General features: G+C 63.4%; 23 protein-coding genes. 12 read left to right on the top strand and 11 right to left on the bottom strand.

Annotated elements, in window-relative coordinates:
- Nucleotides 1-81 precede the first annotated feature (81 nt).
- Nucleotides 82-1,353 (top strand): selenoneine synthase SenA, encoded by a 1,272-nt coding sequence (gene senA / locus BM408_RS15495; protein WP_305790677.1) that lies wholly within the window; start codon nt 82-84, stop codon nt 1,351-1,353.
- Nucleotides 1,354-1,380: 27 nt separating this feature from the next.
- On the opposite strand, the gene BM408_RS15490 is transcribed toward senA, so the two are convergent.
- Nucleotides 1,381-3,162, bottom strand: coding sequence for an ATP synthase subunit B family protein (locus BM408_RS15490; protein ID WP_092130773.1), 1,782 nt, complete (start codon nt 3,160-3,162; stop codon nt 1,381-1,383).
- A 228-nt stretch (nt 3,163-3,390) separates the two neighbouring features.
- Nucleotides 3,391-4,506, bottom strand: coding sequence for a substrate-binding domain-containing protein (locus tag BM408_RS15485; protein ID WP_092130772.1), 1,116 nt, complete (start codon nt 4,504-4,506; stop codon nt 3,391-3,393).
- Nucleotides 4,507-4,672: 166 nt separating this feature from the next.
- Between BM408_RS15485 and BM408_RS15480 the strand changes: the two genes are divergently transcribed.
- The 8 genes from BM408_RS15480 (at nt 4,673) to BM408_RS15445 (ending at nt 12,523) form a co-directional block, all read left to right on the top strand.
- Nucleotides 4,673-5,425 carry an ABC transporter permease gene (locus tag BM408_RS15480; protein WP_092130771.1) on the top strand — a complete coding sequence of 251 codons (753 nt, stop codon included), beginning with the start codon at nt 4,673-4,675 and terminating at the stop codon, nt 5,423-5,425.
- On the top strand, nt 5,422-6,111 hold the full coding sequence (locus BM408_RS15475) for an ABC transporter ATP-binding protein (protein WP_092130770.1): 690 nt from the start codon (nt 5,422-5,424) through the stop codon (nt 6,109-6,111). Before BM408_RS15480 ends, BM408_RS15475 begins: the two co-directional genes overlap by 4 nt.
- Nucleotides 6,108-6,935: an ABC transporter substrate-binding protein gene (locus tag BM408_RS15470; protein ID WP_092130769.1), complete on the top strand. Its 828-nt coding sequence runs from the start codon at nt 6,108-6,110 to the stop codon at nt 6,933-6,935. Before BM408_RS15475 ends, BM408_RS15470 begins: the two co-directional genes overlap by 4 nt.
- Before the next feature lie 140 nt (nt 6,936-7,075).
- On the top strand, nt 7,076-7,849 hold the full coding sequence (locus BM408_RS15465; protein WP_092130768.1) for a molybdate ABC transporter substrate-binding protein: 774 nt from the start codon (nt 7,076-7,078) through the stop codon (nt 7,847-7,849).
- Nucleotides 7,850-8,530: 681 nt separating this feature from the next.
- Nucleotides 8,531-8,917: a DUF2946 family protein gene (locus BM408_RS15460; RefSeq protein ID WP_092130767.1), complete on the top strand. Its 387-nt coding sequence runs from the start codon at nt 8,531-8,533 to the stop codon at nt 8,915-8,917.
- A 93-nt stretch (nt 8,918-9,010) separates the two neighbouring features.
- A complete protein-coding gene (locus BM408_RS15455) occupies nt 9,011-11,350 on the top strand; it encodes a TonB-dependent receptor (RefSeq protein WP_092130766.1) in 2,340 nt (779 codons plus the stop codon).
- Between the two features lie 39 nt (nt 11,351-11,389).
- Nucleotides 11,390-11,953: a YcnI family copper-binding membrane protein gene (locus BM408_RS15450; protein WP_092130765.1), complete on the top strand. Its 564-nt coding sequence runs from the start codon at nt 11,390-11,392 to the stop codon at nt 11,951-11,953.
- Nucleotides 11,954-12,037: 84 nt separating this feature from the next.
- A complete protein-coding gene (locus BM408_RS15445; protein WP_092130764.1) occupies nt 12,038-12,523 on the top strand; it encodes a copper chaperone PCu(A)C in 486 nt (161 codons plus the stop codon).
- Nucleotides 12,524-12,552: 29 nt separating this feature from the next.
- Here the strand turns inward: BM408_RS15445 and crcB are convergent, their stop codons facing one another.
- From crcB to BM408_RS15425, 4 genes are all read right to left on the bottom strand, one after another.
- The gene (gene crcB, locus BM408_RS15440; RefSeq protein WP_092130763.1) at nt 12,553-12,939 is read right to left on the bottom strand and encodes a fluoride efflux transporter CrcB; all 387 of its coding nucleotides are present in this window, start codon (nt 12,937-12,939) and stop codon (nt 12,553-12,555) included.
- Between the two features lie 65 nt (nt 12,940-13,004).
- Nucleotides 13,005-14,315 carry a TRAP transporter large permease gene (locus tag BM408_RS15435; RefSeq protein WP_092130762.1) on the bottom strand — a complete coding sequence of 437 codons (1,311 nt, stop codon included), beginning with the start codon at nt 14,313-14,315 and terminating at the stop codon, nt 13,005-13,007.
- Between the two features lie 149 nt (nt 14,316-14,464).
- The gene (locus tag BM408_RS15430; protein WP_092130761.1) at nt 14,465-14,998 is read right to left on the bottom strand and encodes a TRAP transporter small permease; all 534 of its coding nucleotides are present in this window, start codon (nt 14,996-14,998) and stop codon (nt 14,465-14,467) included.
- 3 nt (nt 14,999-15,001) lie between these two features.
- Nucleotides 15,002-15,985 carry a TRAP transporter substrate-binding protein gene (locus BM408_RS15425; RefSeq protein WP_092130760.1) on the bottom strand — a complete coding sequence of 328 codons (984 nt, stop codon included), beginning with the start codon at nt 15,983-15,985 and terminating at the stop codon, nt 15,002-15,004.
- A gap of 232 nt (nt 15,986-16,217) precedes the next feature.
- Here BM408_RS15425 and BM408_RS15420 point away from each other — a divergent pair, with 232 nt between their 5' ends.
- Both BM408_RS15420 and BM408_RS15415 read left to right on the top strand, forming a co-directional pair.
- Nucleotides 16,218-16,778 (top strand): winged helix DNA-binding protein, encoded by a 561-nt coding sequence (locus BM408_RS15420; RefSeq protein ID WP_254774838.1) that lies wholly within the window; start codon nt 16,218-16,220, stop codon nt 16,776-16,778.
- Between the two features lie 23 nt (nt 16,779-16,801).
- Nucleotides 16,802-20,413, top strand: coding sequence for a hydantoinase B/oxoprolinase family protein (locus tag BM408_RS15415; protein ID WP_092130759.1), 3,612 nt, complete (start codon nt 16,802-16,804; stop codon nt 20,411-20,413).
- Nucleotides 20,414-20,423: 10 nt separating this feature from the next.
- Here the strand turns inward: BM408_RS15415 and BM408_RS15410 are convergent, their stop codons facing one another.
- Nucleotides 20,424-21,338 carry an SDR family oxidoreductase gene (locus BM408_RS15410; RefSeq protein WP_092130758.1) on the bottom strand — a complete coding sequence of 305 codons (915 nt, stop codon included), beginning with the start codon at nt 21,336-21,338 and terminating at the stop codon, nt 20,424-20,426.
- A gap of 49 nt (nt 21,339-21,387) precedes the next feature.
- Nucleotides 21,388-22,266 (bottom strand): helix-turn-helix domain-containing protein, encoded by an 879-nt coding sequence (locus BM408_RS15405; protein WP_092130757.1) that lies wholly within the window; start codon nt 22,264-22,266, stop codon nt 21,388-21,390.
- A gap of 118 nt (nt 22,267-22,384) precedes the next feature.
- On the opposite strand from BM408_RS15405, the gene BM408_RS15400 reads away from it, so the two are divergent.
- Nucleotides 22,385-22,930, top strand: coding sequence for a DinB family protein (locus tag BM408_RS15400; RefSeq protein WP_092130756.1), 546 nt, complete (start codon nt 22,385-22,387; stop codon nt 22,928-22,930).
- 81 nt (nt 22,931-23,011) lie between these two features.
- Here the strand turns inward: BM408_RS15400 and BM408_RS15395 are convergent, their stop codons facing one another.
- The 3 genes from BM408_RS15395 to rfaE1 form a co-directional block, all read right to left on the bottom strand.
- Nucleotides 23,012-23,698 (bottom strand): ComEA family DNA-binding protein, encoded by a 687-nt coding sequence (locus BM408_RS15395; RefSeq protein ID WP_092130755.1) that lies wholly within the window; start codon nt 23,696-23,698, stop codon nt 23,012-23,014.
- Between the two features lie 149 nt (nt 23,699-23,847).
- Complete coding sequence (gene rfaD / locus BM408_RS15390) at nt 23,848-24,855, bottom strand: ADP-glyceromanno-heptose 6-epimerase (RefSeq protein WP_092130754.1); 1,008 nt, start codon at nt 24,853-24,855, stop codon at nt 23,848-23,850.
- Between the two features lie 37 nt (nt 24,856-24,892).
- Nucleotides 24,893-25,828 (bottom strand): D-glycero-beta-D-manno-heptose-7-phosphate kinase, encoded by a 936-nt coding sequence (rfaE1, locus tag BM408_RS15385; protein WP_092130957.1) that lies wholly within the window; start codon nt 25,826-25,828, stop codon nt 24,893-24,895.
- Between the last annotated feature and the right edge of the window lie 17 nt (nt 25,829-25,845).

Raw genomic sequence — 25,845 nt, 5'->3', positions numbered from 1 at the left:
GTCTGCCGTTTTCCTGCCTAAACTCCATGGCATGACCCTCAATCCATTGCATCGCTGCGCCTGTGGCCGGAGGCCGCCGCTTTGAACCTGAACGACCCTGGCAGCACGCGCAGCGCCGGCCAGGGACTGCTGTCGCTGGCCCTGATGGACGCGCGCAACCACACCCTGCACCTGTTTGCGCAGTACCAGCACGCCCTTGAGGCGGTGCATTTCGCTGTGCCGCAGCTTGCCGCGGTTAACCCGCCCTTGTGGGAGCTGGGCCACCTGGGCTGGTTTCAGGAATGGTGGATCGCGCGCAACATGCAGCGATCACTCGGCACACGCTGTGACTCCGCGCACACCCGGCTGGCCTCGATCGAGCCCCGCGCGGACGGCTGGTGGAATGCGGAGGCGGTGCCCCACGGCGCACGCTGGTCGCTTGACCTGCCCGATATGAGCGCCTGCCGCGCCTACCTGCTCGATACCCTGGAGGGCACGCTGGACCTTCTGGAGAAGACCGCGCTGTCCGGCAGCCGCAATGGCGACAACGACGACGCTCTGTATTTTTACCGGCTGTGCCTTTGTTACGAAGACATGCGCAGCGAGTCGCTCGCCAGCGGGGCGCAGGCCCTGGGCCTGCCGCTGGACGAGACGCTGCAGACGGCGTTCACGCCCCGGCCCATGACCGTGCGGGAGCCGCTGGTGATTCCCGCCACCGTATGGCAATTGGGCAGCGTGCGGGGGCCTGGTGCCGGTTTTGCTTTCGACAACGAAAAGCCGGTGCATGCGGTCAGCGTGCCCGAGTTTGAAATCGACGCCCAGCCCGTCACCTGGGCGCAGTATGTGGAATTTGTGGGCGACGGTGCTTATGACCGCGAGGAGCTCTGGCACCCTGACGGCTGGCGCTGGCTGCAGGCCCTGGCCGCCAGCGAGGGCCGGCGCGGCCCGCGTTATGTTGACCAGATCGGCATCACCAGCGGCGCGGTCATCCAGAACCGCTTTGGCGTGCCGCGCCGCATGCAGCCCAGCCAGCCGGCCCTGCACGTGAGCTGGTGGGAAGCTGACGCCTGGTGCCGCTGGGCCGGGCGCCGCCTGCCCGCTGAAGTCGAATGGGAGCTGGCGGCTCACACGGCCGCCCGCCGCGGGTTCTACTGGGGCGATGTGTGGGAGTGGATGGGCACCACCTTCCGGCCTTACCCGGGCTTTACGCCCGACCCGGGGCAGGCGTATTCGCAGGCCTCATTCGGCACGCACAAGGTGCTGCGCGGCGCCTCGTTTGCAACACGTGCGCGCATGAAAACGCCCAGGCACCGCAACTTCCAGTTGCCGGAGCGGGACGATGTGTTTTGCGGCTTCCGCTCTTGCGCGCTGTAAAAAAATGGCGCCGGGCCGGGCGGCGGGCTATTTGCGCTTGGCCTCGCTATCCCGGTCCGCCTTGAGCTCGCCCTTGAGCTCGTCATAGAAAAACAGGCGCTTTGCCAGCCGGGGCTGGTAGTTGAGCATGTCGATCAGAAAGCTCAAGGCGCCCAGGTTGTTGCCCAGCCGGTCAAACATGCCGGCAGCGCGGGCCTGCTGCTCGTCAATGTCCTGCTCGAGTATTTTTTCAACCAGCTCGCGCATGTGCATCACCGCCAGGGCGGCCTGGTCCAGCTCGAGCATGGACAGCACGCCCTTCATTCTTGCGAGCTGGGCGGGCACCGCGGCCAGTACTTTTTTGTCCTGCGGTGCGCGAAAGAAATTGTCCAGCGACTTTTCCAGGTCGGCCAGCGACACACGAAGCTCGTCCACCACACTGATCATGGTCTGCTTGTCGTTGACGCTCTGGTAGAGCTGCTCCATCCAGGATTCGAGCGCTTGCGGCTGCCCGCCGGCCTGGGCGCTTTGCAGCCGCTCCGCGAGCCGGGCGGTACGGGTCCAGAGTTCCGGGTCGTTGGGATCGAAATCGTCGAACACGGCTTCCAGGTAGAGCACGGCCGCCGCGACTTCCAGCGCCAATTCAGGTGCAGGCGCTTTGCCCGAGGCCACCGTCGCGTCGATGACCCGTGACAGCGCGCGCGCCATCGGCTCGCTGGGCGGGTGCAGTTTCACGAGCGAGTCCGACACCAGGCTGAACTGGTCTTTCAGCGACTTGAATTTTCCCAGGTCCCCAGCGGTAGCGAACGACCAGCTCTCCCTGGCCGCGGCAATCCGCTTGCGGGCCTGCGCAATCAGCGCGGGGGCGAAGCGGCCGAAATGGACCGATTCATAGTCAACCGGCTTGACGCGCGACAGGCCGTAAGCGGAGCGCACCGCCGACAACACCGGTGCATCCGCCGACCGCATCACTTTCGCCTGCGAGCACATGAAAAGCAGGTCCTGCGCAAGCCGGGCCGAAGCTTCCGTGCCCCGCACAAGCCACACGTACTGCAGCAGGATGCGCAAGGTGGCGCGCTTCACATAGAGGTCAACCTTCAGGAGGCCCTGGGCCAGCGCCTCAAAAAAGCCCGCGGCTATTTTCCAGAATGTCCGGGGCTCGGCGCCCGGCTGCCCCGCGGCAAAGCCGAGGCAGACATCGCTGAGGCTGCGCGCTGTTTCAGGGTCGCCCGTGCGAATGAGGTTGAGCATGAGCCGGTCGAGCAACTGCCTCGCGTCGTCACCGTAGGGCCTGGCGTCGACTGCCCGGGTGACCGCCGGCTCTATCCAGCGCCACTCAAAGGCCCACAGGTCGGCCGGATGGATGCGGTCGGCGCCGGCCAGGTCCTGGATGTCGCGGTATTGCGGAAAGAGGGACACCGCCGAGACGGGTTTGCCCGCCAGCACATCTTCAAGGTAGTGGGTCAGGGAAAAGCCGGCCAGCTCTATCTTGGTGGCGGCGTCCTGCGTGCACAGCGCGGGTGACTGGATGAACTTCTGCACGGCCGATTCCATGGCGCGCAGCATCAGCGCGGGCGCGTTCATGCCGACCATTTCCAGGGCGCCCAGGGACTGGTGCAATTGCTGGCGGGCGGTGCGCAGCTGGCCCGCGTCCAGGGCCGCGAGGTCCGAGTTGCTGACGGTTTCGGCCTCACGCACAAAACGCCGAAGCGCCTTGGACGCACTCTCCAGCGAGCTTTTCAACTCGTCCAGCACCCAGGCCAGCGGTCCCAGGTCCAGCAGCGTGAGGTCCAGTTCTGCGGGGGATGAATCCAGGTCATGTGCTTGCATAGGGTGGGCCGGTACGTGAATCAGAAAACGGACGACTGACTTGATGCGCCAAAAGAAAACGAAAGTGTGAGCAATCGCCGGGGCTTGGTGCAATGAGCCTGCACGAGTCTATCTGCGTCTTTGGAGATTCCCAAGCAGTCAATCGAAACGTAATGGAAACGTAATGAATCCTGGCGCGCGGCCATGCTGCCCGGCGCCCTGCGGCGCCTTGTCAATGCTTTGTCTGGGCTAAAGCGGGTTTTTGCCGGGTTTTTCTTTTCGGTAGGTCCACCAGGGCAGGGTGGTGCGCAAGGAAAGCACTTTGCCGCTGTGCGCCAGCTTGCCGCTGTAGCCGGGCAATTCTTCCAGCGTCGTTTGCCATTCGCGGCTTTGCAGTTCCTTGATGAGCGCCTGCACTTGCGGCGTGGGCAGCTCTGACTTCAGGCATACCAGGTGGTAGCGCTCCTCGGCCAGGGGAACGAAGTCCAGGCCCTTCTCGCGCGCCGCCGTTTCAATGCCCAGGCCCGCATCCGCGGCGCCGCTGGCAATCGCCTGCGCCACCGCGGTATGTGATGGCTCCTGACTTTGATAGCCGTGGATGCGCGAAGCCGCCACACCGGCCCGGCCCAGCAGCTCGTCCAGCAGCACGCGCGTGCCGGTGCCCTCGGCCCGGTTCACATAGCGCACACCGGGCCTGGCAAGGTCGGCGATACCGGTGATACGCAGCGGATTGTTTTTGGCAACGATCAGGCCCTGTGTGCGGTGGGCGAAGCCTATCAGTTTGTGCAGCCCGGGCTTGAGCAGGTTGCGGTAGGTCTGCGCGGTCACAGACCGGCTTTCGGGTTGGTCCAGCGTGTGAAAGCCCGCCATCATGCAGCGCCCCGCGTTCAGGGCCGCGATGGCGTCGACGCTGCCCATGAAGCGGATGTCCAGGTGCAAACCGCGCGGGCTGGCCTGGTCGCGCAGGGCCGAGAGCGCCGCGTCGTGGCTGGCATAGAGCGTGAGAACGTGGGCGTTGTCGTCGAAGGCGGTGGAAAACGCGCGTTCAATGTCGCCGCGCAGGGCCTCGATCTGCGGGGCCAGCCGCGCCTGCGCCTGCCGTTCGGCCCAGAGCAGCTTCTCGCCGAATTCGGTGAGGCGCGCCCGCTGGCCTTTGTCCCAGACGATGAGCGTGCGTCCCAGGGTCTGCTCCCAGCCCTTGAGTGCGCCCCACACGTGGCGGTACGAGAGATCAAGCGCCTTGGCCGCCTTGGAAATCGAGCCCTGCTCGCGTACGGCATGGAGCAAATCCATCAGCGGGTTGCGTATCAGGGTGTTTTTGCCGCGCTGTGGCGTGAGCAGGTAAGAGAGTTCTACTTTATGCATGGCAAAGACGGTAAGTGCACAGATTATGAGTGCATCGCCTGGCAGGGACGGGGCGGGTACCTGCGGCGGAGCATGGGTTTGCCAACCTATGCAAATGAATTCATAGCGATGATTCCCGATGCAAATCAAGGACTTAGGCAGTACGCTACATACCTCCGCTCCCGACATGAACACCTTCTCAGACAGCGCCGCTACGGCCCTCACCCTCATCACTTCGCTTGATCCCGTGCTGGCCGGCATCGTCGCCCGGTCGCTGGCCGTGAGCGCCCTGGCCTGCCTGATCGCCTGCGTCGGCGGCCTGCTGCTGGGCGCCTGGCTGGGCGTGTCGCGTTTTCGGGGCCGCGCTGCGGTGCTGGCGGTGCTCAATACCGCGCTGGCCTTGCCGTCGGTGGTGGTTGGTCTGGTGGTCTACCTGCTGCTGTCGCGCAGCGGGCCGCTGGGTTTTCTGGGCTGGCTGTTTTCCTTCAAGGCCATGGTGCTGGCGCAGGCGGTGCTGGTGCTGCCTGTCGTGACTGCGCTGGTGCGCCAGGCCATCGAAGACGCCGACCGCTCGCATGGCGAGCAGTTCCAGTCGCTGGGCGCGGGCCGCTTCGTGCGCGGCCTGATTCTTCTGTGGGACGAACGTTATGCCTTGCTGACGGTGCTGATCGCCGCCTTCGGCCGCGCCATTTCAGAGGTGGGTGCTGTGATGGTGGTGGGCGGCAATATCGACGGCTTTACGCGTGTGATGACCACCTCGATCGCGCTGGAAACCAGCAAGGGTGATTTGCCGCTGGCGCTGGCCCTGGGCATCGTATTGCTGGGCGTGGTCTTGCTGCTGAACATCCTGATTGCCCTGCTGCGGCGCTGGCGTGAGCGCTTTGATGACCGCGTTCCCGACATGGCCGCCGGCCTGGCCGTGCGAGGAGGCCCGGCATGACGCAGGTGTTCAACCTGCACGCCGTCAGCGTGCAGTTCGGCAGGGTGCAGGCGCTGAGCGATTGCAGCCTGCGCATCAAGGCCGGCGAAAAACTGGCGCTGATAGGCTCCAACGGCAGCGGCAAAAGCACGCTGCTGCGAACCCTGAACGGCCTGGTCCGGCCGGCATCGGGCAGCTTGCAGCGTGACATGCAGGCGCGGCAGGCCATGCTGTTCCAGCGGCCTTACATGCTGCGAACCAGCGTGCTCAACAACGTGGCGCTGGGCCTTTGGCTGGGCGGCGCGCGCTGGCAAGAAGCCAAGGCACGCGCACTGGCCGCACTCGAGCGCGTGGGGCTGGAAAGCCTGGCCACGCGCAATGCCAAGGCTTTGTCTGGCGGCCAGCAGCAGCGTGTGGCGCTGGCGCGGGCCTGGGCCCTCAAGCCGCAGGTGCTGCTGCTCGATGAGCCCACCGCCAGCCTGGACCCCACCGCCAAGCGCGAAGTCGAACGCCTGATGGCCGAATTTGCCGATGCCGGCATGACGCTGGTCTTCAGCAGCCACAACCTGGGCCAGGTCAAACGCCTGGCCAGCCGCGTGATTTACCTCGAGCAGGGCCGGCTGGTGGCCGACATGCCGACGGCGGATTTTTTCAACGGACCTATCCCCGCCGCGGCGGAAGCTTTTTTAAAAGGAGAACTTGCATGATCACTTTGAAAACCCTCAGGGCACTGGCCCTGGTTCCGCTGGCGCTATCGGCCACGCTGGCCATGGCGCAGACCAACAGCATCGTCATGGCGTCCACCACCTCTACCGAACAGTCGGGGTTGTTTCCTTACCTGCTGCCCGAGTTCAAGAAGGCCACGGGTATAGACATCAAAGTGGTCGCCGTCGGCACCGGCCAGGCCATCGACATGGGGCGCCGCGGCGATGCCGACGTGCTGTTTGTGCACGACCAGGTCGCTGAAGAGAAAGTCGTCGCCGAAGGCTTTGCAATCAAACGCTTTCCGGTCATGTACAACGACTTCGTGCTGATCGGCCCCGCAGCCGACCCGGCCAAAGCCAAAGGCAAGGACATTGTCGAAGCGCTGAAAAAACTCAATACTGCCAACGCCAACTTCATATCCCGTGGCGACAAGAGCGGCACGCACGCCGCCGAGCTGCGCTACTGGAAAACCGCGGGCATCGAAACGCCGGGCGACAAGCCCGCGTTTGCCAACTACAAGGCCTGCGGCTGCGGCATGGGCCCGGCACTCAATATTGCGGCCAGCAGCGGCGCTTATGTGCTGGCAGACCGCGGCACCTGGCTGTCATTCAAGAACCGCGGCGACCTGGCCGTGCTGGTGGAAGGCGACACCAAACTGTTTAACCAGTACGGTGTGATGGTGGTGAACCCGGCCAAACACCCGCAGACCAAAGTGGTGGAAGCGCAGAAGTTTGTGGACTGGGTGATTTCGCCCGCAGGCCAGAATGTGATCGCGGGCTACAAGATCAATGGCGAGCAGCTCTTCTTTCCGAACGCAACGAAATGAGTACCCCCCTGTCCAGGCTCACTGCGTGTAGCCTGTTCCCCCCTCGAGGTGGCGGCGCCTGCGGCCCGGCAAAGCCAGTCCCGCGGCGCCTGCTGGTATGGGCTGCTGCTGTGGCAGTTGTTTTCTCAGGAGGCCTGAATATGGCGCATGCCCAATCGCCCGCAGCATCTGCTGAAGGCGCCGCGCCGCTGCGCGTGTATGCGGCGGGCAGTCTGCGTGAAGCGCTCACAGAAGCTGCTCGCGCCTACGAAACCCGCATGGGCGTGAAAACCCAGCTGACTTTCGGCGCCTCTGGCCTGCTGCGCGAGCGCATTGAAAAGGGGGAGCCGGCGCAGGTGTTTGCATCGGCCGACACGCAGCATCCCCAGCGCCTGTATGCCGCAGCGGGCAGTGCATGGGCACAGCCCACGCTGTTTGTGCGCAACCAGCTGTGTGCGCTGGCCGTGCCGCAGCTCAATGCAGACTCGGGCAAGCTGCTCGACCTGATGCTGGACCCCGCCGTCAAGCTCGGCACCTCCACACCCAAAGCGGATCCGTCGGGGGACTACGCCTGGGAAGTGTTCCGCAAAGCCGAAGCGCTCAAGCCCGGCGCTTACGCGGCGCTGGACGCCAGGGCGCTCAAGCTCACCGGCTCACCCGAGGCACCCCAGCCGCCGGCTGGCCGCAGCGTTTACGAGTGGTTGATCTCCGAAGGGCGCGCTGATCTGTTCCTGACGTATTGCACCAATGCGGTGGCGGTTCGCAAGGAGTTGCCGCGCATGAATGTGGTGCAGATGCCGCCTGCCTTGCAGGTCAGTGCGGCTTATGGGCTTACCGCTCGCAGCGGTGATGCTGCGGCTGCGCAGTTTGCGGCGTACTTGCTTACGCCGGAGGCGCAGGATGTGTTTCGCCGTTTTGGGTTCGGCGCACCCTGAGCGATAAGGCTGGCTTGCTCCGGCAGTGTGCTCTCTGCTGACTCCTGCTGGCCGGGGTCGCCCGGCGGCGACTCACTTTTTTTTGCTTCGCCAAAGGAAAGTAAGCAAAGGAAAGGCGACCCTACTGTCTGCGTCCCTCCGCTTCGCTGCGGGCAGCCTGCGGTGCTCGGTCCAGACGGGGTCAAAAACAACTCGCCTTCGGCTCAGACAAGTTTTTGCCCTTATCCGTCTGGACCTGCGCTCCTCGGCGCAGACAGAAGGGGGTGGGAGAAGGAATACCGAACAGCCAAACAGCCGAATACGAATACCGAATACCTGAAGAAACAAGGACTCGCCATGGCGAGTCCTTGTTGGTATTTGTCTTTGGTATTTGTCCCCGTTCCCGATTGCCCCGTTCTGGCTGGGCCGAGGAGCGCAGAGACAAGCGGATCAGGGCAAAAACTTGTTTGAGCGCAGCGAGTTGTTTTTGACCCCGCTTGGCTCGAGCACCGCAGGTTGCCCGTAGCGAAGCGCAGGGACCCAGACTGCGGGTCGCCTTTCTTTTGGGCACTTTTCTTTGGCGAAGCAAAGAAAAGTGCCTCGCCCGCCGGGGCGAGACCCGGCCAGCTGCCTCAACAAAGGGCAAGAGCGCGCTGCCGGAGCAAGACCCGGCCAAAAACCCCGTGTCCTTATAATCACCCGGTGCCCCGCCCCACACCCCCCCACCCGACCCCACCCATATGGGAACGCCTGGCCGCTTGGCTGGCTTTCCTGGCCGTGCTGTCGGCGCTGTGGGCTCCCGTCTCCATGCTGGCGCAAGACGTCCGCACCGGCAAACTGGGTGGCGTTTGCACCGTCAACACGTTTGACGCGGCTTCGGCGGACAGCAATACCTCAGGCGACACCGGTGCCGCGCAATCGGGCATCCGCTGCGACTTGTGCGGCTCCGTGGCCCTGGTGTTGCCGGTATTGCCCGAAGCGGCCGTGCCGTGCTTTGCCGGCAACGAGGTAGTCGCCGCCAACTTCCCTGCGGCCACCAGCGCCGCCATACCCGGGCTGCCTTTCAGCCGCGGGCCTCCCGCACTTTGAACTGAACCGCCTCTGGCCTGGCGCTTGAGGCAATCCCGCGCGCGGGCCTTGCGGCCGGCGTGCCTGTCCGTTCAATTCACCGTGTGAGTTCTCATGAAACATTTCCGCGCACCTGCTGCGCTGGCCTTGCATGGCGCTGCCGCGCTCGCGTGGCCTGTGGCAGCCTTTGCACAGTCCGCGCCTGCTGACGCACCCACCAGGTCCCTGGGCGTGGTCACCGTCAACAGCGGCCAGCCGACTTCTTTGCCCACGCAGATTCCGACCACCATCGAAGGCATCAGCCGCGAGCAGATCGAGCAAACCATCAACGCCACCGACAGCGAAGATGCACTCAAGTACTTCCCCAGCCTCTTGGTGCGCAAGCGCTATATCGGCGACTACAACCACGCCATCCTCTCCAGCCGCGCCTCAGGCACCGGCAACAGCGCGCGCTCTGCGGTGTATGCCGACGGCATTTTGCTGTCCAACTACCTGGGCAACGGCATTGCCAACGGCACCAACTACGCGCCGCGCTGGGGCCTGGTCACGCCGGAAGAAATCGAGCGGGTTGATGTGCTGTACGGCCCGTTCTCTGCCGCTTACCCGGGCAACTCGGTCGGTGCGGTGGTGGATTACGTCACGCGCATGCCGACGAAGTTCGAGGCGCATGCCAAGCTCAGCGGCTTCACCCAGGACTTCAAGCTCTACGGCACCGACAGCAGCTTCAGCGGCAGCCAGGCCAGCGCCTCACTGGGCAACCGCAGCGGCGACTGGTCGTGGTTTATCAATGCCAACCGCACAAAAAGCGCGGGCCAGCCGTTGACCTTTGCAACACGCACCTTGAGCAGCACGGCGCCGGCAGCGGGCGCAACCGTGGTGAGCGGCGCGGTGCCTGGCCTCAACACACGCAACGTGCCCTGGCTTTTGCTGGGCGGCGCCACGCAATACGAGACCGGGCAGGAGCATCTCAAACTCAAGGTGGCCTACGATTTCTCCTCCACGGTGCGCGCAAGCTACACACTGGGCTACTGGAAGAACACCTCGGAAAACCGCTCGCAAAGCTACCTGCGCAATGCGGCCGGCGCGCCGGTGTACAGCGGCAATGTGAGCATCGACGGCCGCGGCTACACCCTGGCGGCCAGTGACTTCGGCGTGAGCAACGAGGCACTGACCCATGTCATGCACGGCCTCTCGGTCAAATCCAATACGCAGGGCGTGTGGGACTGGGAAGTGGCGGGCAGCCTGTACGACTACCAGAAGGACCAGATACGCGCCGCCACCACCGCGCAGCCGGCCTCCCTGAACGGCGGCGCTGGCACCTTGCAAGACCAGGACGGCACAGGCTGGAACACGCTGGCCTTCAAGGGCATCTGGCGGCCCGAAGGCATCAAGGGCGCGCACATTGTCGACTTCGGTTTTCAGCAAGACAGCTACAAACTGCGCATCCTTAAATCGAATGCCGCCAACTGGCTGACCAGCGGGCCGGGCACCGTCGTGAATGATGTGGGCGGCAAGACACGCTTGCGCAGCCTCTACGCACAAGACGCCTGGGCCTTTGCACCGAAGTGGAAAACCGTGCTCGGCGCGCGGCTTGAGAACTGGACGGCCTCCAGCGGCTTTACCAGCTTTGGCGCCGGCAATGCCGCCAACACCGGCTATGCGGCTCGCAGTGAAAGCGGGGTATCGCCCAAGGCGGCGCTCTCATACCAATGGTCGGCCGATACCGTGCTCAAAGCTTCCACGGGGCGCGCGGTGCGTTTCCCGACGGTAGGCGAGCTGTATGGCGCAACGGCCACCATCAACTCGCAATACATCAACGACCCGAACCTGAGACCCGAAAAGTCCTGGACCACCGAACTGACGGCGGAGAAGGACCTGGGCAACGGACTGCTGCGCGTCACCTTCTTCACCGAGAGCGTGCGCGACTCGCTGTATTCGCAAACTACCTTTGACCCGGTAGCCAATGCCAACATCAGCCGTGTGCAGAACGTCGGCCGCATCAAGACCCAGGGCGTGGAAGTCGCTTTCAGCGGCAACGACGTGTTCAAGAAAGGGCTGGACCTGAGCGGCAGCGTGACCTACGCTGATTCCCGCATCAAGGACAACAATGGCTTTGTGGCGGTGGCCGGCGACACGGTGGGCAAGTACCAGCCGCGCGTGCCGGTCTGGCGCGCCACGGCCCTGGCCAGCTACCGCTTTGACCAGGCATGGACGGCCACGGTGGGTGCGCGCTACAGCGGCAAGCAGTTCTCCAGCCTGGACAACAGCGACGTGAACGGTTTTGCCTACCAAGGCACCAGCAAGTATTTCACCACCGATGTGCGTGTGCGTTACCAGGTGAACAAGCAGTGGAGCGCGGCAGTCGGCATCGACAACCTCAACAACTACCAGTACTGGAACTTTCACCCCTATCCGCAGCGCACCTTCATGGCTGAACTGAACTTCAGCCTGTGACCGCCAGCTTTCTTCTTTTACCGTTATCAAGGATGAACCATGAAACATACCGCCCTTAAAACCATCGCAGCCAGCGCAGTGCTTCTGGCTATTTCGGTCATTTCCCTGCCGGCCGCCGCCCATATCACCCTGGAATACCAGGTGGCCAATGCCGGCAGCTATTACAAAGGCACCTTCAAGGTCGGCCATGGCTGCGGCAGCTCGCCGGTCAAGCAGATCGTGGTGACGATCCCCGCCGGTGTGCAGGGCGCCAAGCCCATGCCCAAGGCCGGCTGGACGCTGGAAGTCACCCGTGAGAAGCTGGCCCAGCCCCGGCAGGATCACGGCAAGGCCATCACCGAAGAGGTGTCCCGCATCAGCTGGACGGCCAAAACGCCGGCCGACTATTTGCAGAATGACTGGTATGACGAATTTGTGCTGCAGGCGAAACTGCCTGCCCAGGCCGGCATGATCTACTGGCCCGTCAGCCAGGTCTGTGAACAGGGAAAAATGGACTGGTCAGAAATTCCCAAGCCCGGCCAAAAGCTGTCTGACCTGAAAAGCCCTGCCGCGGCGCTGGAGCTGATGCCCACCGGCGGCGGTGGTGGTGAGCACAATCATTGAGCCTGAGCGGCCCAACTGCCGCCCAACTTTGGCCGAACTGTTTTCCATTTCCAGAGTCCATCATTGACTGAAAGAACCCTTCCCATGAAATTTCCAACCTTGTTAAAAACCGCCGTAGCGCTGGCTATGGCGTCGGCCTGCATGGCTGCCTTGGCACAAGCTGCCGCTGTCAAGGTAGAGGGCGCCTGGGCACGTGCCACCGTGCAGGGGCAAAGAGGCACCGGCGCCTTCATGAGCCTGACCTCCAAAGACGCGACCCAGCTGGTGGGCGTGACGACGCCCGTGGCGGGCGTGGCCGAAGTGCATGAAATGAAGATGGTGGGCGACGTGATGAAGATGCGCGCCTTGCCCCTGCTGGATTTGCCCGCCGGCAAAAAGGTGGAGCTCAAGCCGGGCGGCTACCACCTCATGCTGATGGACCTGAAAGCGCCCCTGGCCAAGGACAGCACAATTCCCGTGACCTTGCTGTTCAAGGATGCCAAGGGCGTTGAAAGCCGGCTGGAGCTGAAGCTGCCGGTAGCCACTGTCGCGCCAGGTGCGACGGCTGCCACAGCTGAACACAAGCACTGATTGACAAACACCCGCGCTGGGCGCGGAGCTCAGCGCGCGTACGCCGCCAGTAAAACCATGGTGGCCTTCACGCCGGCCACCGTCATCAGCAGCGAGCCCATCACATGCACGATGGCCGTCAGCGTGGCCAGGCCGTAGCGTTCATCCATCAGAAAGATCACGACCTCGGCCGAAAACGAGGAGAAGGTGGTCAGGCCGCCCAGGAAGCCAGTCACCAGCGCCAGGCGCCACACCGGGTCCAGGTTGGGCATGGCCTCAAAGGCGGCGATACAGACACCGATCAGAAAGCCGCCTATCAGATTGGCTGCCAGCGTTCCCCAGGGGATCAGGCCGCCCGGTGTGAGCCACAGGCCCAGGCCCCAGCGGGCAAGCGCGCCCAGCGAGGCGCCTATGGAAATTGCAATGACAGGCAACATGGTCCGGTTCCGCAGTCAAAACGCCATTGTTGCCTGACTTCAGCCGTTGGTGGGCTAGTGGGGGGCTATTTTTGCGTGCCCATGACGAGGTCGGGCAGGATGGTCACGATCTGCGGAAACAGCGTGATCAGCGCAATGCAGATCACCATGCAGACAAAAAACGGAATGGCGGCGCGCGCAATGACGTTGCTGTCTTTGCCTGTCATGTTCTGGAGCACAAAGAGGTTGAAGCCGACCGGCGGCGTGACCTCGGCAATCTCAACCAGCAGCACGATAAAAATGCCGAACCAGATCAGGTCGAAGCCGGCCTTCTGGATCATGGGCAGCACCACCGCGCTGGTCAGCACAATCATTGAAATGCCGTCGAGCGCGGTGCCCAGCACCAGGTACACCACCACCAGCGCGCCTATCAGCGCGTAGGGGGAGAGGTGCATGGCGTCCACCCATTCGGCCAGCTCGCGCGGGATACCGGTGAAGGCCATGGTCTTGGTCAGGAAGGCCGCGCCCGCCAGGATGAACATGATCATGCAGCTGGTGCGCGTGGCGCCCATCAGGCCTTCGGTGAAGTTCTTCCAGGTGAGGCAGCGCCCCCAGGCGGCGATGGCCAGTGAGCCCAGCACACCGAAGGCCGCGCATTCAGTCGCCGTGGCCCAACCGGCCACCAGCACCCAGACGATGAAAACAATCAGCAGGCCGCAGGGAATCAGGTTGCCCGACAGCCGGATCTTTTCCATGAAGGTGGTGGGCGGGTCGGCCGGCGGCACTTGGTCAGGGTTGCGCAGGCTCCACCAGCCGATGTAGCCCGAGAACAGCAGCATCAGCAAGAAGCCGGGCAGGAAACCGGCCAGGAAGATGCGGATGATGGAGGCGTCGGCGGCCACGGCGTAGACCACCATGGTGATCGACGGCGGGATCAAAATCCCCAGCGTGCCGGCCGAGGCGAGCGAGCCGATGGCGAGTTTTTCGTTGTAGCCGCGGCGCTTGAGTTCGGGCAATGCCACCTTGGCAATGGTGGCGCAGGTCGCCGCGGACGAGCCCGACACCGAACCGAACACACCGCAGCCGATGATGGTGGTGTGCATCAGCCGGCCGGGGATGCGGTTCAGCCAGGGGCGCAGGCCGTCGAACATTTCTTCGCTGAGCTTGGTGCGAAACAGGATCTCGCCCATCCAGATAAACAGCGGCAAGGCGGCCAGCTCCCACGAGGCATTCGATTCCCAGAACGCGGAAAACAGGTTTTTGCCCGGCAGCGTGTTGGTGAAGAAGGCCTGGCCGACCCAGCCGACGATGGCCAGCGTCATGGCAATCCAGACACCGCCCGCAAGCAGCACCAGCATGATGATGAGCAGCAGGCCGCCCATGAGGAGGATATCCATGGTGTTGTTATCTTTCCGCTTGTACGCAGCGTTTTTTTAATGGATCTCTAGCAAGGAACACCGCGGAACCGGCTTTGCCGGGCCGCAGGTGTTGCCCCCTGCAGGGTGGGAGGCGGCTACACGAAGTGAGTCCGCAACGGGGGTGTGGGTCATATATCTGAAGAGAAGTCGCCCTTGGCGTGGCGTTCTTCAAGAGAGCGTTGGTAGCTGGGCTTGCCGCCCTGTAATACGGTCACAAGTTCGTCGACCATCGCAGCCAGCAGCAGCCAGCAACCGATCACAAACGTCGACTGCGGAATCCAGATCGGAATGACGACCAGGCCCGTGGCCATCTCGTTGAACTCCCAGCTTTCATAGGTGAAGGCTGTGGCCGAGTAAGTGAGGTAGCCCACCGACACCGCCGCGATCAGCAGGCAGGTGACGTCGAGGATGCGGCGTGTGCGCGGCGAGACCGAATCAAGCAGCAGCGTGACGCGCACGAAATCGCCGTGCCGGAACGCGTGCGCCATCGCAAAAAACGCGGCAGCGGCGCAGAGCCACGACACCACGTCGTTGACGCCGCTGACCGGCAGGTTCATCTGCCGGCCCACGCCGGCGACGATCATCAGCACGAAGATGAGGAAGACGCAGAAGGCGCCCAGGGCGCCCGCCGCGTCAAGAACACGTTCCAGAACGCGGCGCATGGCTTACTTCTTTGCTTTGTAGGCGTCGAGGATGGCGGCGCCGTCAGGGCCCGCAACCTTGAGCCAGTCGGCCTGCATCACGGCACCGACCTGGCGCATGTCGGCGTCGAGCTTGGCCGAAGGCTTGTGGATCTTCATGCCGCGCTCGGTCAGCAGGCGCTTGTACTCGGCGTTTTTCTCTTCGGCGACTTTCCAGCCGCGGGTTTCGGCCTCGGCCGCGGTTTTCAGCAGGGCGGCCTGCGTGGCCGGCTCCAGCGCGTTGAAGGCCTTGAGGTTCACGAGCACCGCGTTCTTGGGGATCCAGGCCTGGGTGTCGTAGAAGTTCTTGATGTGCTCGTAGGTCTTGGTGTCATAGCCTGTGGAGCCCGAGCTCATATAGCTTTCAATCACGCCGGTGGCCATGGCGGCGCTCAGCTCCGCTTGCTGGATCTGCACCGGCTGCGCACCGATCAGCTCGGCGATCTTGGCGGTGGCGGGGCTGTAGGCGCGCCACTTGATGCCGCGCAGGTCGCCCACGGAGTTGATCTCGCGCTTGGTGAAAATGCCTTGCGGCGCCCAGGGCACCGAGAACAGCAGCTTGATGCCTTGCGCGGCCAGCAGTTTTTCCATCGCGGGTTTGGAGGCGTCATACAGGCGCCGCGCTTCAGGGTAGCTGGCGGCGACGAAGGGCACGCCGTCCAGCGCGTAGAGCGGGTTTTCGTTGGCGTAGTTGGCCAGCAGGATTTCACCGGCCTGGGCCTGGCTGCTTTGCACCGCGCGCTTGATTTCAGGCGCCTTGAAGAGCGACGCATTGGCGTGCACCGAAATCTTGAGCTTGCCGCCGGTGGCCGTGTCCACATCTTTGGCGAACTGCGTGATGTTTTCGGTGTGGAAATTGGTGGCCGGGTAGGCCGTGGGCAGGTCCCATTTGGTCTGGGCCAGCGAGACGCCGCATGCCAGCAGGGTCGAGGCGGCAAGGGCGCCGAGAGCGAGGAAACGAGGCTTCATGGAAGAACTCCGGTAGGTCATGGGTGGAGGGAAGGTGTCTGGACTGTAAGCGGGCGGTGGTTAACGGGGATGGGTGTTTTCCCTAAATGTCGACAAATTGTTGATAAATTGTTTTTCATCTGCCTACAATCTGCGCATGCAACAACAGTGCCAGGCACGGCCCGCTCCGGGTTGTGCCGGCCTTCAGTCGTTCTACCAAGTTCTATCAAGTTCTACCAAGGGGAAACAGACCATGCCCAGGAAACCCGCCGAAAAAGCCGAAGCGGCCCACTCGCGCCCGCCGGCCGCGGAGCGTTCACCCATCGTGTCCTCGGCGCACCTGGTGTCGCCGCGCAGCGCCGAAATGAGCGAGTTCGAGTTCGGCCTGATCGTGGCGGGCAATGCCTTTAACCGCTGGATCGCGCACTGCATGAGTGCGGCGGGCCTGAAGGACCTGACACCGCTGGATGTGCTGGTGCTGCACCACGTCACGCACCGCGCCCGCGACAAACGCCTGGCCGACATCTGCTTCATCATGAATGTGGAAGACACCCACCTCATCAACTACTCGCTCAAGAAGCTGCAAAACCTGGGCGTGGTCGGCTCCAGCAAGAACGGCAAGGAAGTGACCTACGCCTCTACCGAATCGGGCCGCGCCTATGTGAAGCGTTACCGCGAAATCCGCGAGTCCTGCCTGATTGACGCGATGAACGCCGACGACGGCCTGAACCGCGATATCGGCGAGCTGGCGCGGCTGCTGCGCGTGCTCTCCGGCATGTACGACCAGGCCGCGCGCGCCGCGGCCTCACTCTAAACAAGACAAGAAAGCTCCAAGCAATGACCCAAAAACTTTGGCAATTCTGGATAGACCGCGGCGGCACCTTCACCGACATCGTCGCCAAGAAACCCGACGGCAGCATCGTCACGCACAAGCTGCTCTCGGAAAACCCCGAGCAGTACCGCGACGCGGCCGTCGCCGGCATACGCCACCTGCTGGGCCTGAAGCCTGGCGAACCGATTCGCGCCGACGTGGTCGACTGCGTGAAGATGGGCACCACCGTGGCGACCAACGCGCTGCTCGAACGCAAGGGCGAGCCGACGCTGCTGGTAACCACGCGCGGCTTTCGGGATGCGTTGCGGATTGCCTACCAAAACCGGCCCCGGCTGTTTGACCGCCACATCGTGTTGCCCGAGCTGTTGTACAGCGCTGTCATTGAAGCCGAGGAGCGGGTCAGCGCACAGGGCGAGGTGCTGCAGGCGCTGGATGAGGCGTTGCTGAAAACAGAACTGCTGGTGCACTACGAGAAGGGTTTGCGCAGCCTGGCCATCGTGTTCATGCACGGCTACCGTTTTACCGAACACGAAAAGGCCGCCAAACGCATTGCGGCCGAGGTGGGTTTCACGCAGATCAGCACCTCGCACGAAACCAGCCCGATGATGAAGTTTGTGAGCCGGGGCGACACCACCGTGGTGGACGCCTACCTCTCGCCCATCCTGCGCCGCTATGTGGAACAGGTCGCCAGCGAGATGCCGGGTGTGCGGCTGTTCTTCATGCAGTCCTCGGGCGGCCTGACGGATGCGCATGTCTTCCAGGGCAAGGACGCGATTCTGAGCGGCCCGGCCGGCGGTATTGTGGGTATGGCCCGCACAGCGGCGATTGCCGGCCATGCCAGGGTCATCGGCTTCGACATGGGCGGCACCTCCACCGACGTGTCGCATTACGCCGGCGAGTTTGAGCGCGAGTTTGAAACCCAGGTGGCTGGCGTGCGCATGCGCGCCCCCATGATGAGCATTCACACCGTGGCGGCGGGCGGTGGCTCCCTCCTCAAGTTTGATGGCGAGCGCTTTCGCGTCGGCCCGCAGAGCGCAGGCGCCAACCCAGGCCCGGCCAGCTACCGGCGCGGCGGGCGCCTGGCGGTGACCGACGCCAATGTGATGGTCGGCAAGGTGCAGCCGCGTTACTTCCCCAAGGTGTTCGGCCCCAACGCCGATGAGCCGCTGAGCTATGAGGCGGTCGAGGCCCAGTTCAAGGAACTGGCCGGGCAGACCGGCCGCAGCGCTGAAGTGGTGGCCGAAGGTTTTATCAATATCGCGGTGCAGCAGATGGCCAATGCCATCAAGAAAATCTCGGTTGCGCGCGGCTATGACGTGACGCGCTACACGCTGCAGTGCTTTGGCGGAGCGGGCGGGCAGCACGCCTGCCTGGTGGCCGATGCGCTGGGCATGACCAAGGTGTTTGTGCACCCGCTGGCGGGCGTGCTGAGCGCCTACGGCATGGGCCTGGCCGACCAGAACGTGATCCGTGAGCAGGCGGTGGAGCTCAAGCTTTCTGATGCGGCATTGCCCGAGATTGCCGGCAAGCTCAAGGCGCTGGCGTCTCATGCGCAAGACGAGCTGCAGCGCCAGCAGGTCAGCAGCGGAAACATCACCACTCACCAGCGCGTGCATGTGCGCTATGAGGGCAGTGACTCGGCGCTGATTGTTCCTTTCGGCACGCTGGATCAGATTGAGGCCGGCTTTGAGGCTGCTTACCGCCAGCGCTTTGCCTTTTTGATGCAGGGCAAGGGCCTGGTGGTGGAGGCGGTATCGGTGGAAGCCGTAGTGGCGGGCGATGCGCCGGCCGAACCGCGCCACGCCACGCACGAGCCGCGCGAAGTGCCGCGCCGCGAAACAGTGCGCATGTATTCAGGCGGCCAGTGGCACGATGCGGCGCTGGTGGTGCGCGAAGACCTGCGGCCCGGCGACATCATCTCGGGCCCGGCCATCATTGCCGAGAAAAACGCCACCACGGTGGTAGAGCCCGGCTGGGAAGCAGCGCTGACGGCGCTGGACCATCTGGTGCTGGACCGCCGCGCCGAGCGCGCCATCAAGTTCGCGGCCGGCACCACAGTCGACCCGGTGCTGCTGGAGGTATTCAACAACCTCTTCATGAACATCGCCGAGCAAATGGGCCTGCAGCTGCAGAACACCGCTTACTCGGTCAACATCAAGGAGCGGCTGGACTTCAGCTGCGCGCTGTTTGACACCGAAGGCAACCTGATCGCCAACGCGCCGCACATGCCGGTGCACCTGGGCTCCATGGGCGAAAGCATCAAGACGGTGATTCGCGAGAATGCCGGAAAGATGCAGCCGGGTGACGTCTATGTGCTGAACGACCCCTACCACGGCGGCACGCATTTGCCTGACATCACGGTGATCACGCCGGTGTACCTGGGCACCTCTGCGCAACCGACGTTTTATGTGGGTTCGCGTGGCCACCATGCCGATATCGGCGGCATCACGCCGGGCTCCATGCCGCCGTTCTCGACATTGATCGAGGAAGAGGGCGTGCAGATCAACAACGTCAAGCTGGTGGAGCGCGGCGTGCTGCGCGAAGCCGAGATGATCGCGCTGCTGAAAAGCGGCAAATACCCCAGCCGCAACCCGCAGCAAAACATGGCCGATTTGAAGGCGCAGATTGCCGCCAATGAAAAAGGCGTGCAGGAGCTGCGCAAGATGGTTGAGCAATTCAGCCTCGATGTGGTGCTGGCCTACATGCGCCATGTGCAGGACAACGCGGAGGAGTCGGTGCGCCGCGTGATCACGCGCCTCAAAGACGGCGAGTTCACGCTGCCGCTGGACAACGGCGCGCAGATCAAGGTGGCGATCCGGGTCGATGCGAAAAACCGCAGCGCGGAGATCGACTTCACCGGCACCTCGCCGCAGCAGACCAATAACTTCAACGCGCCGACGGCGGTGTGCATGGCGGCGGTGCTCTATGTGTTCCGCACGCTGGTGGATGACGACATCCCGCTCAACGCCGGCTGCCTGAAACCGCTCAAGGTCATCATCCCGCCGGGCTCCATGCTCAACCCGAACCCGCCGGCCTCGGTGGTGGCTGGCAATGTGGAGACCTCAACCTGCATCACCAACACGCTGTATGGCGCGTTGGGCGTCATGGCGGCCAGCCAGTGCACCATGAACAACTTCACTTTCGGCAATGCGCGCCACCAGTATTACGAAACCATCTCGGGCGGTTCGGGCGCCGGCGGCAAGCTCGACGAGGCCGGCAGGCTGGTGTCGGGGTTTGACGGCACCTCGGTCGTGCAGACCCACATGACCAATTCGCGGCTGACGGATCCGGAAGTGCTGGAGTTCCGTTTCCCGGTACGGCTGGAGAGTTATGAGATTCGCGAGGGCTCAGGCGGCGCGGGGCGCTGGAAGGGCGGCAACGGTGGTGTGCGCCGCGTGCGCTTCCTCGAAGCCATGACGGCCAGCATCTTGTCCAACGGCCGCAAGCATGGCGCCTTTGGTATGGCTGGTGGTGAGGTGGGGCAGGTGGGGCGCAACCTCGTCGCGCGTGCGAACGGCCAGGTCGAGGCGCTGGATCACATTGGGCAGGCTGACATGCAACCTGGCGATGTGTTTGAAATCCACACGCCAGGTGGCGGAGGCTACGGCAAAGCCTGATCGTCAGGCCTTAGATTTCGAAGGCCTCTACTTGTCGGCCGTCAATGTCGGTGAAGCCGTATTCGCGGGCCAGGTGCGCCACGAGATGGACGCCGCCGCTTTTCGCCATCACGCCCGGATCCGCCGCCAGCGCCGCCACGGCGCGGCCCAGGTATCGGGGTGACTCGGTGCGGGCGAGGGCGGGGCGCTCCTGCCAGTGGTCTTCATCGGTCTGGTGGCCAGTCAGCACGAACTCGGTGCGCATCCAGCCCGGTGACACCGCCAGTGACGCGATGCCGTGCGGGCGCAACTCTTCGGCCATGCCAAAGGCCAGGCGGGTCATGGAGGCCTTGGCCAGGTCGTAGAACAGGTTGCCCTTGAGGTAGTGGCCGCGGTCCCAGAAGGTGGTGGTGACCAGCAGGCCCTTGCCCCGGCCGAGCATGAGCGGCACCGCCAGCCGGCTGGCGAGCAGATGGTTGCGCACCCCGCGGTCAAACATGGTGTCCCAGTGCGCTAGCGGATGCTTCCAGAACGGGGCGTCGAACACACCATCAAAGCTCTCGTGGCCGCCCCAGGCGTTGTTGACCAGCAGGTCGAGCCGGCCTTGCTCCTTTTGCACGCGCGTGAAGAGCGCGGCAACGTCGCTTTCGTTTGTGTGGTCGCACTGCACCGCAATACCCCGGCCGCCCAGACGCGTCACTTCGTCGGCAGTGTCGTCAATGGTGCCGGGCACGGCGGTCAGTTTGGACAGTGCCAGCAGGCTGTCGTAGCCCGGGGCCGGATGCCCGCGTGTGCTGCGCCCCGTGACATAGACGGTCGCGCCCGCGGCGCCCAGTTCGAGTGCAATGCCCCGGCCCGCACCCCGGCTGGCGCCGGTTACCACGGCTATGCAGCCCTTGAGACTGGGCGCTGTGTATTTTCCGCTGTTGCCTTTATCTTTATCCATGAGCCGCCTTTCCTTGTTTGCTTCACTTCAGGATGAAGATACTCGCGCGTCAATGGCCTGTCTTGGAAGATTGCGCAACTTCGGGCATGCCGCGCTGCAGGAACAAGGTAGGCGACAAACCGCACAGCGCGCGGAATTCGTTGGCCAGGTGCGCCTGGTCGTAAAAGCCCGCCTCTGCTGCGACGTCGGCCCATGCGGGGTCCGGCTGCCGGCGGATCAGGCGCAGGCAGGCGTGAAGCCGCGCCAGCCGGCTCCAGGCGCGGAACGGCATGCCCACATGCTCAAAAAACAATTGCTGCAAGCGCCGCTCGCCGACGTTCACGGCCTCTGCAGTTTGCCTGAGCGACAGTCGCCCACCTGAGCGTGTCACCAGGCGTGCGGCGTGGCCGGCTCTTTGCTGGTTGAGCGTGGCTGCACCGGAAGTCTTCCTTTGCAGTGCAGCTGTCAACAGCGCGACCCGTGACGCATCGTCTTTGGCGCCGGCCATCCGCTCGGCCAGCGCGTGGGCTTCTGCGCCCCACAGTGTCTCCAGGGAGATGGCGTGGTTTTCAACCTCGCCGGCCGGCATGCCCAGCAAGGTGGCGGCCGCGCCTGGGTGCAAGGCGACCGAGATGCCTTCCAGGCGGCCGCTGAGTTGCAGCACCGTGGCGGCGGCCGACGCGCCAGCCACGCGCATCGATGGCCCCCTGGCCGCGCCCGCGCACGGCACATCGGCAAAATCGAACATCAGGCGTATCGCGCCATCCGGCAGCACGCGCTCCGTCAGGGTCTGGCCTTGCGGCAGTGTTTCGCGGTACGCCAGTATTTGCGATACATGGCCGCGCAGCGGTTCGGCCACCGGAAAGCTGGCGAGGGTGCTGGCGGGCGCCGTCGTTTCCGGGCCGCAGGTGGCGTCGCCGGCAAGGCGCAGAAAGAGGCGTTCTTTCATGATGATTCCATCGTACCCGCTGACATGGCTGTGAGATGGCCGCCCATGCGCTGAACCTGAAAGCAGATGCAAAATGCACGGGGGCGGGCGTCAGCCGCCATTCATTCAGGAGCATGCCATGTTTGGCGAATTTTGCGACAACTACCGCTTTCTGGCCCGCTACAACCGCTGGATCAACGGCAAGCTGTATGAAGCCTGCGACGAACTGACGGACGAGGCGCGCAAGCAGGACCGCGGCGCCTTCTTCGGCTCCATCCACCGCACGTTCAACCACCTGGTGGTGGCCGACCAGGTCTGGCTCAAGCGCTTTGCCAAATGCGGCGCTGACAACGGCACGCCGTTTACGTCCCTGACCGCCGAAGTTCTGGACCTGCCGGAGCCTTACAAGCTGGACATGGTGTTGTTTGACGACTGGGAGGCCCTGAAAGCCAAACGCGTGCAACTCGATGTGGCGATTGAGCAGTGGGCGGCCGGCATGACCGATGCTTACCCGCAACTCATCATGCGTTACGGCAACTCAAAAGGCGTGCAGCGCGAGCATGCGGCCTGGATGGCGATCACGCACTTCTTTAACCACCAGACCCATCACAGGGGTCAGGTCACCACCTTGATCACGCAGGCCGGTGGCACGGTGGGTGTGACCGATCTGATCGCGCTGGTGTGATGCGGTCAAGCGCCTGAGAAAATTTCTGCAAGCGTAAAAAAAACCCGCCAGGGCGGGTTTTGTTGAGCAAGGGTGTTGCCCTTATTTTTTAGCGGCGCTGGCTGCTGGTTTGGCCGCTTCGGCCTTGACGTCTTTCTTCTCGTCCTTGGCGGCAGGCTTGGCGTCCTTGGCTTTCTTGGCATCGGCCTTGGCAGCTTTTTCAGCGTCGGCTTTTGCTTTGGCTTCGTCAGCCTTTTTCTTCTTCTCGTCAGCTTTGGCCTTTTTGTCGGCTTCTTTTTTGGCCTTGGCTTCGTCAGCCTTGGCTTTGGCTTCTGCCTTCGGATCTTTCTTTTCTTCTTTGGCGGCGGCCGGTGCGGCTGCGGGCGCAGCGGCTACGGGTGTGGCGGCTGGCTTGGCTTCGGCTTTTTTCTCTTCTGCCTTGGCGGCAGGTTTTTCTTCCTTCTTCGCTGCGGCTGCGGCGGCGGGCTTTTCGTCCTTCTTGGCTGTTGGCGCTGCGGCCACGCCCTTGAAGCTGGCGCCGCCTACCGTCAGGCCTTCGGCGGAGAACTTGGCGGCGTTGCCTTCGCCGACGCCTTTGACGCGGTCAACAAAGTCGGTCCAGTCCTTGAAGCTGCCCTTTTTTCGCTCTTCGATGATCTTGCCCGAAATGCCGGGGCCTATGCCCTTGATGCCATCGAGCTCGGCGGCCGTGGCCTTGTTGACATCCACAGCGGCAAACGACGCCGTCATGTACAGGGCGGCAAGAACCGCCAGCAATTTTTTGAACATGAGAAAACTCCTCAATGATTTGGATTTGATTGAACTGAAGCAGAGTCTGGAAGACGCGTGACCCATCCTTTTGAAAAGGATGCCCTTGTTCTTAACGGCTTGCTTCAGGCGGGGTTGACCCCCGGCGGAGTGTTTGGCGCAGGAAAACCCTAGGCCTTGGCGGCGTTCAGCCACTGCATGTAAGCAGTTACACCTGTTTGCACATCGGCAAAGGTGTGATTGCAACCGGCGGCGCGCAAGGCGCCGAGGTCTGCCTGGGTGTAGCTCTGGTATTTGCCCACCAGCGCGGGCGGGAAGTCGATGTAGTCGATCAGGCCGCCGCGTGCGGCGTCTTCCAGGCTCAGGGGCGCGGCGTTCTGGCCCTTGCGCAAGGTGTTGACCACCGCAAGCGCGACGTCATTGAAGGGTTGGGCTTTGCCGGTGCCGAGGTTGAAGATGCCCGATTTTTCAGGGTGGTCGAGGAACCAGAGGTTGACGGCAACCACGTCGTCGATGAAAACGAAGTCACGCATCTGGCCGCCGGGGCCGTAGCCGCCGTATTCGCCAAACAGCTTGACCTTGCCTTCGGCCTGGAACTGGTTGAACTGGTGGAAGGCGACGCTGGCCATACGACCTTTGTGCTGCTCGCGCGGGCCATAGACATTGAAGTAGCGAAAGCCCGCCACTTGCGTGCCGGCGCCTTCAAAGCGTGCGCCGAGTTCGCGGCGCAGGCGCTGGTCAAACAGCAGCTTGGAGTAGCCGTAGACATTCAGCGGTTTCTCAAACTCGGGTGATTCCCGAAAGGTGTCCGAGCCGCCGTAAGTTGCCGCCGACGAGGCGTAGATCAGGCGCGTTCCCTGGTCCTGGCAGGCGTGGAACAACTCGCATGACAGCGTGTAGTTGTTGTCCATCATGTACTTGCCGTCAAGCTCCATGGTGTCGCTGCAGGCGCCTTCGTGGAAGACGGCTTCGACCTGGCCGTAGGCGCCTTCGGCAAAGAGGTCGTAGAAGTCGTCGGCGTCGACATAGTCGGCGATCTTCAGGTCGGCCAGGTTGCGGAATTTGTCGCCGTGAGTCAGGTCGTCGACGGCGATGATGTCGTCAATGCCGCGGTCGTTGAGGCCCTTGATGATGTTGCTGCCGATGAAGCCGGCTGCGCCGGTGACTACGATTTTCATGATGAATCCTTGAGATGTGCGGTACTTTGGCCGCAGCTCAGTGCGCGGCGAACAGCTCGCCGTAATTGACAGTGGCGGTGCCGAATTTGCCCACCACAATGCCGCCCGCGCGGTTGGCAATCGGCACGGCGTCGCGCAAGCTCATGCCGGTGGCAGTCATGGCGGCCAGGGTAGCGATCACGGTGTCGCCGGCGCCGGTGACATCAAACACTTCGCGCGCGACGGCGGGCACATTCAGCTCGCCATCAGCGTCGAACAGCGTCATGCCTTCTTCGCTGCGGGTGAGCAGCAGCGCGTCCAGGTTGAGTGTGGTGCGCAGGTTGTGGGCCTTGGTGCGCAGCTCGGCTTCGCTGCTCCAGGTGCCGATCACGTGTTCGAGCTCGGCGCGGTTGGGTGTGATAACGCTGGCGTTTTTGTAGCGTGCGTAGTCCGAGCCTTTGGGGTCGACCAGTACGACCTTGCCCGCGGCGCGCGCCTGGGCGATCATCAAAACGATATGCGCCAGGCCGCCCTTGCCGTAGTCGGAGAACAGCACGGCGTCGTGCTGCGGGTGAAGCTTCTCAAACGTGGCTGACTGGGAGGCCAGCACTTCGTTTTCAGGCGTGTTCTCAAAATCGAGGCGTATGAGCTGCTGCTGGCGGCCGATGACGCGCAGTTTCACCGTCGTCTTGAGTTGCGCGTCGCGGCCGAAGTAAGGGGCGATACCGGTCTTGGCGACCAGTGCTTCCAGCTGGTGGCTGGCCTCGTCGTCGCCCACCACGGTCAGCAGCGAAGCCTGTGCGCCCAGCGTGACGATGTTGTAGGCCACATTGGCCGCGGCGCCTATGCGCTCTTCGGTGCGCGTCACACGCACGACGGGTACGGGTGCCTCGGGCGAGATGCGGTCCACTGCGCCGTACCAGTAGCGGTCCAGCATGGCGTCGCCAACGACCAGGACGCGGGCGGATGAAATCTTTTCGGGTGTCGGTTGCATGCTCATGTATCTGGTAT

The organism is Polaromonas sp. YR568, from assembly GCF_900116715.1.
GTDB lineage: Bacteria > Pseudomonadota > Gammaproteobacteria > Burkholderiales > Burkholderiaceae_C > Polaromonas.
Note: the sequence above shows the minus strand (reverse complement) of the source record. Positions and strands in the feature narration are given on the sequence as shown.